Raw genomic sequence first — 13,792 nt, 5'->3', positions numbered from 1 at the left:
GACCGAGGCGGTCGGGCAGTCCCGGGTCGCGATCGACGAGCTCACCCGCATGGCCGCCGACCTGCGTCACGAGGTGTCCCGCTTCCGCTGGTAGCGCGCACGCTGCGTGACCGGCGGCGACCCACCGCAGGACCGATCGTTCGTCCGGGTGGCGTGCCGGCCGTGCGCGTGGCGGGCCGGGCGGCGAACCGCGAGGCTGTGCCCACCGAGGGACGGGGTGGAGCACGACGTGGCCTACACGATGGTCAGCGCTGCCGCGCTGGGGTTCGACCTGGCACGACTGGACGGCGGACCGAACGCCGCCGAGGTGCTGCTGCACGCCCTCGCGGCGGACGAGGGCGAGCTGCAACGGCTGGCGAACGCGCATGCCGGCAGCTGCCGGCAGGGCTGCTGGGACGTCGTCCACGCGGCCTCGCTGACCCGGCCCCGGCTCTCGAGCACGCTGGACCTGTCGGCCCAGGTGCTCGACCTGACGAGCGGCGGCGAGACCGAGCGCGGGCTCGAGCTGATGACCCGCCTGTCGGGCGCGCCCATCGGCGACCTGGACGCGCTCGACCGGCTGGTGCGCCGCGAGCTGCTGGACTGGACGTGGGAGTCCATCAACGACGTCTCGGTGCAGCGGCTGCGCGACCGGTTCGCCGCCGACGTGCTGGTCGACGCCGCGGCGTCGGCGTACTGCTCGGACCTGCTCGACGACGGCGTGCGGCGCCACCTGGCCACGCCCTACCTCAGCGCCGTCCGCGGCTACGCCGGGGCGGCCGCCCTGCCCGGGGCCGAGGGCCGTGTGGGCCGGGTGCTCGAGGAGGTCTCGACCTGGTCGGCGCGCGACCGCGACGACTGGCGCGCGGCGGTCGACCTGCTGCGATCGGGCAGCGGCGCGTGGACGGCGGCCATGCACGACGCCGGATGGGCCGCCCACCTGTCGGGCCGCGTGCGGACGGCGGCCGCCTCGCAGCTGCAGGGCGTGATCGCGTTCCGGCACGCCGGCTTCACGGCCCAGGACGCCGCCGAGGGCTCGTGGAACGCGCTGAGCGGCACCCTGCAGGCGCTGACCGTGGCCGACATCCTCGGCGACGACGAGCTCGCGGTGCTGCTGCGCCCGTGGCAGCTGGCCCGTGGCGCCCAGCCCGGTCGCGGCTGACCCGCACCCCGCGAAAACCTGCGTGCCCCGGGCCGCTCGCACGACCTAGGCTGGCGGGCTTGTGAGCCGCCTCGTCGAGACCGTCGTGCCCGCCCGCCTGGGGTCGGGCTTCCGCTGGCTGCTCGCGTCGTCCTGGACGTCGAACCTCGGGGACGGCATCGGGCTGGCCGCCGGGCCCCTGCTGGTGGCCTCGCTGACGCACGATCCCGGGCTCGTCGCCCTGGCCGCGACGGTGCAGTGGCTGCCCCCGCTGTTGCTGGGGCTGCTGGCCGGTGCGGTCACCGACCGGGTCGACCGGCGGCTGCTGGTGGTGGTCGTCGACCTGGTGCGCGCCGGCGTCCTGGGCGTGCTCGTGGCGGCGGTGGCGACCGACCGGGTCTCGATCGCCGGGGTGCTGGTCGCGCTGTTCCTGCTCGGCACGGCGGAGGTCTTCGCCGACAACGCCTCGCAGACCCTGCTGCCGATGGTCGTGGCGCGCGACGACCTGGCCGTCGCGAACTCGCGCCTGTCGGCCGGGTTCATCACGGTGAACCAGCTCGCCGGACCGCCGCTCGGCGCGCTGCTGTTCACGGTGGGCGCGGCCTGGGCGTTCGGCGCGCAGGCCCTCGTCGTCGCGCTCGGCGCGGTGCTCGTGTCGCGCGTCGTGCTGCCGCCGCACCGGCGCGAGAGCGACGAGAAGAGCCGGATCCACCACGACATCGCCGAGGGCTTCCGCTGGGTCGTGCACCACGCGGCCGTGCGCACCCTGGTGCTGACGATCTTCACGTTCAACATCACCTTCGGCGCGGCCTGGTCGGTGCTGGTGCTCTACGCCACGAGGCACCTGGGGCTGGGCGAGGTCGGCTTCGGGCTGGTCACGACGGTGAGCGCGCTCGGCGGGCTGCTCGGCACCGGCTGCTACGGGTGGATCACCCGACGGGTCAGCCTGGGCGACCTGATGCGGGTCGGCCTCGTCATCGAGACGCTGACGCACCTGGTGCTCGCGCTGACCAGCAGCCCGTGGGTGGCCATGCCGGTGTTCTTCGTGTTCGGCGCGCACGCGTTCGTGTGGGGGACGACGTCGGTGACGGTGCGCCAGCGGGCGGTGCCGTCGTCCCTGCAGGGGCGGGTCGGCAGCGTCAACCTGGTCGGCGTCTTCGGCGGGTTGGTGGTCGGGTCGGCCATCGGCGGTGCGCTGGCCCAGCGCTACGGCGTCACCGCGCCGTTCTGGTTCGCGTTCGTCGGGTCGGCGGTGTTCGTCGTCCTCATCTGGCGCCAGCTGGCGCACATCGCGCACACCGACGCGGCCGACGAACCGCTCGCGGACGGGATCCCGGACGACGTCTCGGACGGCGCGGGCTCAGGTCGGGACGAGTCCGGCCGATAGGACGGTGCCGGCCGCAGCAGGGCCGGCGCGATCCGAGGAGCAGCTGTGCCGCCTGTGCGTGTCCTCGTCGTCGACGACTCGGTCGTCGTGCGGCGGCTCGTCAGCGACGTCCTGGGCTCCGACCCCGACATCGAGGTCGTCGGGACCGCGCCCAACGGCCGCCTGGCGCTGACCAAGCTCGCGCAGGTGTCGCCCGACCTGGTGACCCTCGACGTCGAGATGCCGGAGATGGACGGCCTGACCGCCCTGCGCGAGATGCGGGCCCAGGGCCACCGGTTGCCGGTCATCATGTTCAGCACGCTGACCGAGCGCGGGGCGACCGCGACCCTGGACGCCCTCGAGGCCGGCGCCAGCGACTACGTCACCAAGCCCGCGAACGTCGGCAGCCTGGCCGAGTCGCTCGAGCAGGTGCGTCGCGAGCTCGTCCCCAAGATCAAGGCCCTGGTGCCGCGCCGGCCGCTGCGCCCGGCGGCGGTCCCGCCGGCCACGACCGCCCGTCCGGCCCTGGTGCCGGCTGCGCGCACGGCGCCGGCACCCGCCGCTGCTGCCCCCGCGCCGACGCTGGCCGCCCGGCGCAACCGCGAGACGCCCTACCGGGTCCTCGCGGTCGGCTGCTCCACCGGTGGTCCCGAGGCGCTGTCGACGTTCCTCGCCGCGCTGCCCGCCGACCTGCCCGTGCCCGTGGTCGTCGTCCAGCACATGCCGCCGGTGTTCACCCGGCAGTTCGCCGCGCGGCTGGACCGCAACCTGCCGTTCACCGTGGTGGAGTCCGCGGGGGGCGAGCGCCTCCAGCCGGGCCACGTCTACGTCGCGCCGGGTGACTTCCACCTGCGGCTGCGCCGTCGCGAGACGTCTGTGATCACGGTCCTCGACCAGCAGCCGCCCGAGAACTTCTGCCGGCCGGCCGTCGACGTGCTGTTCCGCTCGACCGCCGAGGTGTTCGGGCCCGACGTCCTCGCCGTCGTCCTGACCGGCATGGGGTCGGACGGCAAGCGCGGCAGCCAGGACGTCGTCGCCGCCGGCGGGAGCGTGCTCGTGCAGGACGCCGAGACGTCCGTCGTGTGGGGCATGCCCGGCGCCGTGGCGCAGGCCGGGGCGGCCGAGGAGGTGCTGCCGCTGCCGCTGCTGGCGGCGGCGGTCGCGCGTCGGGTCACGGCCGGCAGCCAGGCCGGCAGCCCGGTGGGTGGTGCACGGTGACGATCGCCCCGGAGGCGTTCGGCTTCGTCTGCGACCTGGTACGCCGGGAGAGCGCCATCGTGCTCGCGCCGGGCAAGGAGTACCTCGTCGAGTCCCGCCTGCTGCCGCTCGCGCGGGCGCAGGGCGACGCCGACATCGACGCCTACGTGGCCCGGGCCCGCCGCCAGCCGACCGGCCCGATCGTCCGCGAGATCGTCGAGGCGCTCACGACGAACGAGACCTCGTGGTTCCGCGACAACGAGCCGTTCCAGGGGTTGCGCGGCACCGTGCTGCCCCGGTTGGTGGCGGACCGCGCGACGTCCCGCCGCCTGCGCGTCTGGTCGGCCGCCTGCTCGAGCGGGCAGGAGCCGTACAGCCTCGCCATGGTGCTGGCCGAGACACCGGCCCTGGCCGGCTGGCACCTCGAGGTGCTCGGCACCGACCTGTCGCTCGAGATGGTCGAGCGCAGCCGCGAGGGCCGGTACAACCAGCTCGAGATGAACCGTGGCCTGCCGGCGACGCACCTCGTGCGCTGGTTCGAGCGCGACGGCACCGCGTGGCGGGTCACCCGCGAGCTGGGCGCGCTCACGACGTTCCGGCAGCTGAACCTCGTCCGGCCCTTCCCCCACCTGGGCGGCCGCTTCGACGTGGTGTTCCTGCGCAACGTCCTCATCTACTTCGACCTGCCCACCAAGCGCGAGGTGCTCGCGCGCGTGCGGGAGGTGCTGGCGCCCGACGGCGTGCTGTTCCTCGGCGCGACCGAGACCACGATGGGCGTGGACGACGCGTGGGAGCGCGTGGCCGTGGGCCGCAGCTCGGTGTACCGGATGACGCAGGACAGGAAGGACGGCTGATGCGAGCACTCGTCATCGACGACTCGCGGGCGATGCGGCGCATCGTCTCGCGCATCCTCGTCGACCTCGGGTACGAGGTCGTGGAGGCGGGTGACGGCAAGGAGGCGCTCGGCGTCCTCGAGGCCGGACCGCTGCCCGACCTGGCGTGCATCGACTGGAACATGCCGGTGATGGACGGGCTGACGTTCGTGACCCACGTGCGCCAGCGGCGCGAGTGGCGCGACGTCACGCTGATGATGGTCACCACCGAGAGCGAGCAGTCGCAGATCGTCCGCGCGCTCGCCGCAGGGGCGCACGAGTACCTCATCAAGCCGTTCACCGCCGACGCGCTGCGCGACAAGCTGGTGCTGCTCGGGCTGGTGCCCGTGGCCGCCGGCGCCGGGGGCGCGCCGTGACGGCGCTGGCGCCGGTGGTCTCGGCCGACGCGGTCTGGGAGATCGTCGTCGAGATCTGGGAGTCGCTGCTCGGGTCGCCGGTGCTGCGCGCCGAGCACGCCTTCGGCCTGGACGACGCGCTCACCGCGGGCGTGGCCCTGCACGGCGGGTGGAGCGGGCTGGTGACCGTCACCTGCCCGCCGGCCGCCGCGGACGCCCTGGCGCGCACGATGCTCGCCCTGGACGAGGCGGACGCGCCGACGTCCGAGGACGTCGAGGACGCGCTGGGCGAGGTCGCGAACGTGCTGGGCGGCAACGTCAAGGCGCTGGTGCCCGGCGCCGAGCGGCTCGGGCTGCCTCGCGTGGGTCGAGGTCTGGTGCCGGCCGGAGCAGTCCTGGTGTGCCGCAACGGGATCGAGTGGCAGGACCACGTGGCGCGGGTCGCCGTGTGGCAGCTGGTGGACGTGACATCGCAGGACGACGAGAAGGACGGAGGTCAGGGCTCATGAGGCTCCTGGTCGTGGACGACAGCAGGGTGATGCGGCAGATCGTCGTGCGCACGCTGCGGCAGGCGGGGTACGACGGCCACGAGGTCGTGGAGGCGGTCGACGGCGTCGACGCGCTGGCGAAGATCGACGAGCACGCACCCGACCTGGTGCTCTCGGACTGGAACATGCCGAACATGACCGGCATCGAGCTGCTGCGCTCGCTGCGCGGCTCGGGCAACGGGATCGAGTTCGGGTTCGTCACCTCGGAGGGCTCGGACGACATGCGCGAGGTCGCGCAGAACGCCGGCGCGCGCTTCGTCATCGTCAAGCCGTTCACCCCGGAGGGCTTCCGCGACGCCCTCCAGCCGGTGCTGGGCTGAGGGGGACGTCGTGGCACTCCCCTCCAACCAGTCGGTCAAGGAGCTCTTCGAGGGGCTGCTCGGCCGCGAGGTGACGCTCTCGTACGGACGCCGCGTCGACATGGGCGCGACCCCCGGCCCCTGCACCGCCGTGTACGTGGACGACGCCAACCAGCTGACGTCCGTCGTCGTCATGGACTTCCCGCTGACCGCGAACGTCGGGGCCGCCCTCGGGCTGGTGCCGCCCGGAGGCGCGGAGGCGGCGGTCGAGGACGGCGTGCTGCCGGAGTCGTTGCAGGAGAACGCGAACGAGCTGCTCAACGTGCTCGCCGGCACGATCAACGAGCACTCCGACGTCCACCAGCGGCTGTACCACGTGCACCGTCCGGGCGAGACGCTGCCGGCCGACCTGGTCGAGTGGACGCTCACCCTCACCGGGCGGCTCGACGTCACCGTGGCACCCAAGGGCTACGGCAGCGGCGACCTGTCCATCATCTCCGTCCTCCCCGTCTGACGCGCCCCGCCTCCCGGGTCATCGCACCCGACATCGCAGCCGCACGATCGTGATCACGACGTGCCGGCTGCGATGACGGCTGCGAAGAGGGCGATCGGCGCCGCGGTGTCAGAGGCTGAGCACGTAGGCGAGGCACACGAACGCGACCAGCGACCCCGCGGCGACCAGATGATCGCGCCAGGCGTGCGTGGGGTGCTCGTCCAGGTCGAGCGCGCACATCATCGGCAGCCGCGGTGGTGCGGCAGGTGTCGGGGCGGGCATGTCGACCTCCTGCGGGCTCAGGATCGCTCGCTCCGAGCGTAGGCCTGGGCGCCGCAGGTGTCGATCAGCTCGTGGACGGACGACGGAGTTCGGGCGTCAGGCGGTGAGGGCGAGGCCGGCGCTGCAGGCCAGCAGCAGCAGCGGCACGAGCACCATGCCCCGCAGCGCGAACCGCCACCAGCTGACGTCGGCCCCGCGCGCGCGGCAGCGCTCGCGCCACAGCAGCGTGGCCAGCGAGGCCCACAACGTCACGAGCGGTCCGCAGTTGACGCCGACGAGCAGCGCCACCAGCCGCGCCGGCGAGGGGCCGGCCGCCGGCTCCAGCGCCAGGTAGGCCGGCAGGTTGTCGATCGCGTTGGCCGCGACGGCGCCGGCCGCCGACAGCCGCAGGTAGGGACCGAAGCCCTCGCCGTCGCCGGCCGCGCGGGCGAGCAGGTCGCTGAGCCCGGCTTGGCCCAGCACGTGGACGACGGTGAACAGCACGGTGACGACGACGACCGCCTGCCACGGCACGAGCGAGAGGCGCAGGTGCGCCCGGTCGCGCCACGCGAAGAGCGCGACCAGCAGCACGGCCGCGATCCCGGCCGGCCACGCCACCGGCACCCCGGTGACGAACGCCGGCCCGAGGAGCACGCACACGACGCCCGCCGCCCAGAGCAGCTGGCGGTCGTGCGGCTCGCGGACCGGCTGCGCCACGTAGCGACCGCCCAGCTCGCGCCGGAACATCACGGCGAGCACGGCCACGGTCACCAGGACGGCGAGCAGCGCGGGCAGCCAGGTCAGCCGGACGTACCCGCCGACGTCCACGCCCAAGGCCTGCAACCGGTGCAGCGAGAGCAGGTTGGTCAGGTTCGACACCGGCAGCAGCAGCGAGGCCGTGTTGGCCAGCCAGACCGTCGTCATCGCGAACGCGGCCGTCGAGACCTGCAGCCGCCGGGCCAGCACCAGCACCACCGGGGTGAGCAGCACGGCGGTGGTGTCGAGCGAGAGGACGACGGTCGCCGCCGTCGCGAGCACCACGACCAGCGCCCAGAGGGTCCACACCCGCCCGCGCGCCGCCCGGGCCGCGGCGGACGACGCCACCTCGAAGACGCCCGCGACCTCGGCCAGCTCGGCGACGACCGTGATGGCCACGAGGAACAGCAGCACCGGCAGGACCCGGTGCAGCAGCTCGTCACCCAGGCCGGCGGTGAGCGTGGCCGCGGTCAGCGTCGGCACGTCAGCCCTCGACGACGACGTCGAGCGTCCAGGGGCGGCCGGGTCGTGGCGGGGCCACGAGCTCGCAGCGGAACGCCTCGCCCACCGCGCTGGCGAGCGCCGCGGCCGAGCGCGGCTCGTCGTCCCGCTCGAGCAGGTGGCGGGTGACGAGGCCGCGGGTGTGCTTGGCCATGTGCGAGACGACGGTGCGGCGTCCGTCGACCTCGCTGAGCACCCGGACGGCGACGGTGCGCCGCGCGAGGCCGGCGGGGGGTGTCCAGGCAGCCTGGTAGGTCGACGAGCGGCAGTCCACGACGAGGCCCCGACCCGCGGCCGCGGCGAGCGGCTGGTCGAGGCGCGGTCGCCAGAAGGTGGCGAGCGGCCCGACCCCGGGCAGGGAGACACCCATCGCGAGCCGGTAGGCCGGGATGCGGTCGGTCATCCGCACCGCACCCCAGAGCGCTGACACGACCACCAGCCGCCGGTTGGCGCGACGACGGGCGGTCGCGGTCAGGCTCGCCAGCCCGAGCGCGTCGTAGAGGACACCGCTGTAGACCTCGCCGGCCGGGGCGGCGGGCGCGCTGCGCAGCCGGGTGTTGGCCGCGACGTCGTCCGCGAGCGAGGCGCCCACGCCGAGGACGTCGAGGGCGTCGGGGCCTGCGCTGGCCGCCGCCAGCGCGTCGAGGACCTGCTCGCGCGCCGCGGTGAGCTCGGGCCAGCCGAGGCGGGGCAGGTCGACGGGGGAGCGGCGCGTCCCCGGTCGGGTCTTGCCCTCGGACGGAGGCAGCAGCACCAGCACGCGGCGAGCCTAGGCGGCGCCGGCCGGCCGGTCGCGCCAGGGTGTTGACCGGCGCGCTCCGCAATAGGGTGACGGCCATGGCTCAGCGACGAGTGCGGCTCACGACGGCGTCCGGTGCGACGGGCGAGCACACCCTCGAGCGGGTCTTCGACGCGATCCGGGCCGAGCTCGACGTCCCGGCGGAGTTCCCGGCCGACGTCCTCGTGGCAGCCGACGAGGCGGCCGCGCACCCCGACCTGCCGACGTCCGACCGCACCGACGTGCCGTTCTTCACCATCGACCCGAAGGGGTCGACCGACCTCGACCAGGCGATGCACCTGGCGCGCGACGGCGACGGGTATCGCGTGCTGTACGCCATCGCCGACGTGCCGGCGTTCGTGCCGCCGGGCGGCCCGGTCGACGCCGAGGCGCGACGGCGCGGCCAGACCCTCTACGCGCCGGACGCCCGCACGCCGCTGCACCCGCCGCGGATCAGCGAGGACGCCGGCAGCCTGCTGCCCGACCAGGTGCGGCCCGCGTTCGTGTGGGACCTGCAGCTCGACGCGCGCGGCGAGCTGCGCTCGGCCGACGTGGCCCGCGCGATGGTGCGCAGCGTCGACCGGCTCGACTACGAGAGCCTGCAGGCCGACGTCGACGCCGGCCGCGGCGACGAGCGCCTCGACCTGCTGCGCGCGGTGGGCGAGGCGCGGATCGCCCTCGAGGTCGAGCGCGGCGGGTCGAGCCTGCCGCTGCCCGAGCAGGACGTCGTGCTCGAGGACCACCACTACGCCCTGCGGCTGCGTCCTGCCTCCGCCGTCGAGGACTGGAACGCGCAGATCTCGCTGCTCACCGGGATGGCGGCGGCCGACATCATGCTGGCCGGGCAGGTCGGCATCCTGCGCACGATGCCCGCCCCGACGCACGGCGCGCTGGCCCGCTTCCGCCGCCAGGCCGCCGCGCTCGGCGCGCGCTGGCCGGCCGAGCAGCCGTACGGCGTGTTCCTGCGCTCGCTCGACCGCGACGACCCGAAGCACCTCGCGCTGATCCACGAGGCGACCGCGCTCTTCCGCGGCGCCGGCTACACGCCGTTCGACGGCGACGTGCCCGAGGCGACGACGCACGGGGCGGTGGCCGACCAGTACGCGCACGTCACCGCGCCGCTGCGCCGGCTGGTCGACCGGTTCGGCCTGGTGGTGTGCGAGGCGCTGTGCCGGGACGTCGAGGTGCCGGGCTGGGTGCGCGAGACCTTGCCGCAGCTGCCCGAGGTGATGGCGTCGTCCGACCACCAGGCCGGAGCGCTCGAGCGCGCGTGCACGGACGCCGTCGAGGCCGCGGTGCTGGCCCACCGGGTCGGTGAGACGTTCGAGGGCGTCGTCGTCGATCTCAAGGACAAGGGACCCGGTGGCAGCGTTCAATTGCTGGACCCGCCGGTGCTCGCTCCCGTGCAGGGCGACGTGCAGCTGGGTGCGAGACTGCGCGTGCGCCTGACCACGGCGGACGTCGAGCAGCGGCGCGTGGAGTTCAGCCCGGCCTGAGGCATCCCTCGGCCGGGTCGGTCGAGCGGAAGCAGATCCACCGTGACGTTGGAGTTCAACGCCCGCCGGTCGGGCCGCCACGTGCGCGAGCGTCCCGTCGTCCTGCCCGAGGAGCGGCTGTCGTGGCCGCGCACCATCGGCTTCGGCGCCCAGCACGTGGTGGCGATGTTCGGCGCCACGTTCTTGTTCCCGGTGTCGATGGGCCTGGACCCGCAGCTGGCGATCATGACGAGCGGCGTCTCGACCATCCTGTTCCTGCTGATCGTGCGCGGGAAGGTGCCGAGCTACCTCGGCTCGTCGGCGTCCTTCGTCGGCGGCGCGACGGCGATCTACAACCAGGGCGGCATGCAGCCCGACGTCACCGGCTCGATCCTGGTGGCGGGCGTCGTCCTGGCGCTGGTGGGCCTGATGATCCACTTCCTGGGCGCCCGCGTCGTCGAGGCGGTGCTGCCGCCCGTCGTCACCGGTGCGGTCGTCATGCTGATCGGCCTGGCGCTGGCGCCGCTGGTGGGTCAGAAGTTCTGGCCCCAGGACCGCTGGGTCGCGTTCGTGACGATGGTCTTCGTCACGGTGCTGCTGGTGGCCGGGCGCGGGTTCGTCGGCCGCATCGCGGTGCTGATCGGGCTGGTCTTCGGCTACGTGCTCTCGTTCGTCCTCGACCGGCTCACCGGGCCGATCAACTCGCTGGACCCCAACACCCTCACCCTGCGCACGCGCGACCGCGTCGACTGGTCGCACGTCGGCGACGCCCGGTGGTTCGGCTTCCCGACGCACACCGGCGGCGTGACGGCGGACGGCACGCCGATCGTTGGGTGGCACCTGCCCGAGTTCCACCTGGTCTTCGTCCTCCTGGTGGTGCCCGCGGTGGTCGCGCTGGTCGCCGAGAACCTGGGTCACGTGAAGGCCGTCTCGCAGATGGTCGACCGCGACCTCGACCCGTACGTCGGCCGCACCATCGCCGCCGACGGCCTCACGACCGTGCTCGCCAGCGCCGTCGGCAGCGCGCCGACCACCACGTACGCCGAGAACATCGGCGTCATGGCCGCGACCCGCGTGTACTCCGTGGCCGCGTACTACGTGGCGGCGGTGATCGCGATCGTCATGGGGCTCTCGCCCAAGTTCGGCGCGGTGATCGAAGCGACGCCGGGCGGCGTCATCGGCGGGATCACCGTGGTGCTGTACGGGATGATCGGCCTGCTGGGCGCCAAGATCTGGCTGGTCAACAAGGTCGACTTCGGCGAGCCGCTCAACCTCGTGCCGGTCGCCGGCGGCGTGGTCGTCGCCATCGCCGGCGGCGGGATCTCGCTGAAGTTCGGCGAGAACTTCAGCTTCACCGGCATCGCGCTCGGCAGCGTCGTCACCATCGGGCTCTACCACCTGGCCCGGTTCTTCGCGGTGCTGGTCGGCACGGCGCCGAAGCAACGCACGCGCCGCCGGCTGCGGTAGCCCCGTGCGCGTGCTGCTGCTGGCCGCGGGGACGGTCGCGCTCGGGCTCGCCGGCTGCGCCTCGGCCGCCGACGCACACCCCGAGCCGGTCGCGCTCACCTGGCGACCGGTCGCGGCACCCGTGGGCGCCTCGCTGACGGCGCTCGCGTCCGACGGCCGCGCCCTGCTCGTGTCCGGCCACGCGCGAAGGGCGGCGCCGGCGCTGTGGGCGCTCGACGGCGTCCAGAGCTGGACGCCGGTGCCCCTGCGCGCGGCGACCTACTACGGCGGTCGGGCCGACCTGGTGCACGTCGCGACGCGCGACGGGCACGTGGTGGCGCTCGGCCGGGCGGTCGGCGGCGCGCACGGCAACCCGCGCTGGACCACCTGGACCGGCAGCCGCGCCGGCCTGCGCGAGACCGTGCAGACCTTCGAGACGTTCGGCGGCCCGAGCGCCATCGGGCTCGGCGACGTCGTGAGTGCGCCCGGTCGTGACGTCGTGGTCGGCTCGTGGGCGGCCGGCGGCCGCCCCGCGGGCATCGCGACCTGGACGTCGGACGGCGACACCTGGCACCGCGCGGACGCCGTGCCGGGCCTGGCCAGCTCGCCGACCGAGCTCGCCCGCCCGGCGGCGGCCGACGTGGCCGGCGACGTCGTGGTGGTCGCGGGCTCGGTCACGCACCTAGGGGGTGGCCGGGTGGTCGACCGCCCCGCCGTCTTCTGGGTCGGCCCCGAGGGCACGGCGGTGCGTGACGAGCTGCCGGTCGACGCCGACGACCCGGACGTCGACTCCGGTGCGCTGGATCTCGCCTGCGACGACGTCGGGTGCCTGGTGGCCGGGACGGTCGGCGGCCGGCTCGACGCCTGGCAGGTCGGGCGCGGCGCGGTGACCGGCGCCGACCTCGAGAGCGCGGGCTCGGCGCTCCGCGGTCCCGTGCGGGCCGTCGCGGTCGCCCGCCTGGCCGGCTTCGACTGGCTGCTGGCGGACGCGGGTGGTCCGGCGACCCTGGTGCGGTTCGGGCCAGGACCGACCCGGACCGCGACCGCGCCGTCGGGTGCCGTCGTGGCTCTGACCGCCGTCGGCCCGGACCTCTGGGCGCTGACGCAGGACGGAGCGGGGGAGCGGCACCTGTGGACCGCCACGCCGACGTCCGGCTAGCGGCTAGGATCGACCCGCGGACGAGTCAGCCAGGCGACCGCGTCACCGGCTCGCCGGTGCCGAGGAACGTCCGGGCTCCGCAGGGCAGGGTGGTGGGTAACGCCCACCCGGGGTGACCCGCGGGACAGTGCCACAGAGAACAGACCGCCCGACCGGTCCGCCGGTCGAGCAAGGGTGAAACGGTGGTGTAAGAGACCACCAGCACCCCCGGTGACGGGGGTGGCTCGGCAAACCCCACCCGGAGCAAGGTCAGACAGGGAGCGTTCGAGGGCGGCCCGCCCGAGCTCCCGGGTAGACCGCTGGAACGTGCTGGCAACAGCACGTCGAGATGGATGGTCGCCACCCGCGCAGGGGCAACCCGGCGCGGGGACAGGACCCGGCGTACCGGCTGGCTCGTCCGCACCACGAGCGCCGGTCACGCCGTCGCCCGGGGGACCGGTGCGTCCTCGCGGTCGGCGAACAGCTGGTCGACCGGGACGTCGAGCCGCTTGGCCAGGCGCACGGCCAACGTCTCGCTGAGCGTCGCCATCCGCCCGCTCTCGAGCAGGTAGATCGTGGTCTGCGAGCAGGGCCGGCACAAGAACGCGAGGTCGCGCTGGCTCAGGCCCTGCCGTTCGCGGCGTCGTCGGATCGCCGCACCGTCCTTGACTCTCATCCCTGCCCCCGGGCTCGACGTCGGTCGGTGGAGCGCCCATCGTGCCGGTCCGGACCGACACCGACAAGCGTCATCCGTGCCGGTGCAGTTCACTTGTCAGGCCGACAAGTTGCCCTCGATGATGCGACCCAGGTCAGCGCGCCGCTGGCCGCCTGTGACGTCGTCCGACTTGTCACGGGTCCGGCGTGTCGGAGGGAGTGCCGTGAAGGACGTGGGGGACCTGCAGCAGCTGGTGGAGCGGCGGCTGCGCGAGCTGGGCGACCGTCGGGGACCGATGCCGACCCGCCGGGCCGCGGCCCGGTCGGAGGGGAAGGTGTCGTACGAGACGCTGCGGCTGCTCAAGATCGGCCGGCACTCCGGTGCCATCACGCACGAGGTCGCGCAGGGCATCGCGCTGGCGCTCGACGTCCCGGTGCGCACGGTGCTGCAGGTGGCCGGCCAGCGGATCCCGCTCGGCCCGTTCGTGCTGCCGCCGCGCGCCGAGACGCTCACCAAGTCCGAGCGCGCCGT

General features: G+C 74.3%; 16 protein-coding genes and 1 other RNA gene. 13 read left to right on the top strand and 4 right to left on the bottom strand.

The features are described 5' to 3' along the window. Nucleotides 1-217: 217 nt before the first annotated feature. The 8 genes from ACYVJ4_RS15120 (at nt 218) to ACYVJ4_RS15085 (ending at nt 6,272) form a co-directional block, all read left to right on the top strand. Complete coding sequence (locus ACYVJ4_RS15120) at nt 218-1,141, top strand: hypothetical protein (protein ID WP_460460968.1); 924 nt, start codon at nt 218-220, stop codon at nt 1,139-1,141. Nucleotides 1,142-1,202: 61 nt separating this feature from the next. Beyond that, nucleotides 1,203-2,507: an MFS transporter gene (locus ACYVJ4_RS15115; protein WP_460460967.1), complete on the top strand. Its 1,305-nt coding sequence runs from the start codon at nt 1,203-1,205 to the stop codon at nt 2,505-2,507. A gap of 45 nt (nt 2,508-2,552) precedes the next feature. Then, complete coding sequence (locus tag ACYVJ4_RS15110; RefSeq protein ID WP_460460966.1) at nt 2,553-3,704, top strand: protein-glutamate methylesterase/protein-glutamine glutaminase; 1,152 nt, start codon at nt 2,553-2,555, stop codon at nt 3,702-3,704. Continuing rightward, the gene (locus ACYVJ4_RS15105; protein ID WP_460460965.1) at nt 3,701-4,537 is read left to right on the top strand and encodes a CheR family methyltransferase; all 837 of its coding nucleotides are present in this window, start codon (nt 3,701-3,703) and stop codon (nt 4,535-4,537) included. Before ACYVJ4_RS15110 ends, ACYVJ4_RS15105 begins: the two co-directional genes overlap by 4 nt. Then, complete coding sequence (locus ACYVJ4_RS15100; RefSeq protein ID WP_460460964.1) at nt 4,537-4,932, top strand: response regulator; 396 nt, start codon at nt 4,537-4,539, stop codon at nt 4,930-4,932. The genes ACYVJ4_RS15105 and ACYVJ4_RS15100 overlap by 1 nt, the downstream gene beginning before the upstream one ends. Next, nucleotides 4,929-5,420, top strand: a complete 492-nt coding sequence (locus ACYVJ4_RS15095) for a chemotaxis protein CheX (protein ID WP_460460963.1) — start codon at nt 4,929-4,931, stop codon at nt 5,418-5,420. Before ACYVJ4_RS15100 ends, ACYVJ4_RS15095 begins: the two co-directional genes overlap by 4 nt. Continuing rightward, nucleotides 5,417-5,779, top strand: coding sequence for a response regulator (locus tag ACYVJ4_RS15090; RefSeq protein WP_460460962.1), 363 nt, complete (start codon nt 5,417-5,419; stop codon nt 5,777-5,779). The genes ACYVJ4_RS15095 and ACYVJ4_RS15090 overlap by 4 nt, the downstream gene beginning before the upstream one ends. Nucleotides 5,780-5,789: 10 nt before the next feature. Beyond that, a complete protein-coding gene (locus tag ACYVJ4_RS15085) occupies nt 5,790-6,272 on the top strand; it encodes a hypothetical protein (RefSeq protein ID WP_460460961.1) in 483 nt (160 codons plus the stop codon). A gap of 108 nt (nt 6,273-6,380) precedes the next feature. On the opposite strand, the gene ACYVJ4_RS15080 is transcribed toward ACYVJ4_RS15085, so the two are convergent. From ACYVJ4_RS15080 to ACYVJ4_RS15070, 3 genes are all read right to left on the bottom strand, one after another. Further along, entirely contained in the window at nt 6,381-6,533 is a 153-nt protein-coding gene (locus tag ACYVJ4_RS15080) for a hypothetical protein (protein WP_460460960.1), read from the bottom strand. A 96-nt stretch (nt 6,534-6,629) separates the two neighbouring features. Beyond that, nucleotides 6,630-7,751: an ArsB/NhaD family transporter gene (locus ACYVJ4_RS15075; protein ID WP_460460959.1), complete on the bottom strand. Its 1,122-nt coding sequence runs from the start codon at nt 7,749-7,751 to the stop codon at nt 6,630-6,632. Between the two features lies 1 nt (nt 7,752). Further along, the gene (locus ACYVJ4_RS15070) at nt 7,753-8,529 is read right to left on the bottom strand and encodes a YaaA family protein (RefSeq protein WP_460460958.1); all 777 of its coding nucleotides are present in this window, start codon (nt 8,527-8,529) and stop codon (nt 7,753-7,755) included. A 77-nt stretch (nt 8,530-8,606) separates the two neighbouring features. On the opposite strand from ACYVJ4_RS15070, the gene ACYVJ4_RS15065 reads away from it, so the two are divergent. From ACYVJ4_RS15065 to rnpB, 4 genes are all read left to right on the top strand, one after another. Further along, on the top strand, nt 8,607-10,043 hold the full coding sequence (locus ACYVJ4_RS15065) for an RNB domain-containing ribonuclease (RefSeq protein WP_460460957.1): 1,437 nt from the start codon (nt 8,607-8,609) through the stop codon (nt 10,041-10,043). Nucleotides 10,044-10,085: 42 nt separating this feature from the next. Beyond that, nucleotides 10,086-11,489: a uracil-xanthine permease family protein gene (locus ACYVJ4_RS15060; protein WP_460460956.1), complete on the top strand. Its 1,404-nt coding sequence runs from the start codon at nt 10,086-10,088 to the stop codon at nt 11,487-11,489. A gap of 4 nt (nt 11,490-11,493) precedes the next feature. Continuing rightward, on the top strand, nt 11,494-12,627 hold the full coding sequence (locus ACYVJ4_RS15055) for a hypothetical protein (RefSeq protein WP_460460955.1): 1,134 nt from the start codon (nt 11,494-11,496) through the stop codon (nt 12,625-12,627). 21 nt (nt 12,628-12,648) lie between these two features. Further along, an RNA gene (rnpB, locus tag ACYVJ4_RS15050) (RNase P RNA component class A) lies at nt 12,649-13,027 on the top strand. A gap of 15 nt (nt 13,028-13,042) precedes the next feature. Here the strand turns inward: rnpB and ACYVJ4_RS15045 are convergent. Further along, nucleotides 13,043-13,282 carry a helix-turn-helix transcriptional regulator gene (locus tag ACYVJ4_RS15045; RefSeq protein ID WP_460460954.1) on the bottom strand — a complete coding sequence of 80 codons (240 nt, stop codon included), beginning with the start codon at nt 13,280-13,282 and terminating at the stop codon, nt 13,043-13,045. 202 nt (nt 13,283-13,484) lie between these two features. On the opposite strand from ACYVJ4_RS15045, the gene ACYVJ4_RS15040 reads away from it, so the two are divergent. Then, on the top strand, nt 13,485-13,792 hold a 308-nt coding region (locus ACYVJ4_RS15040), incomplete at its 3' end, for a hypothetical protein (RefSeq protein WP_460460953.1).

The organism is Angustibacter peucedani (assembly GCF_054779595.1).
This window is presented reverse-complemented; position numbering and strand designations above follow the sequence as displayed.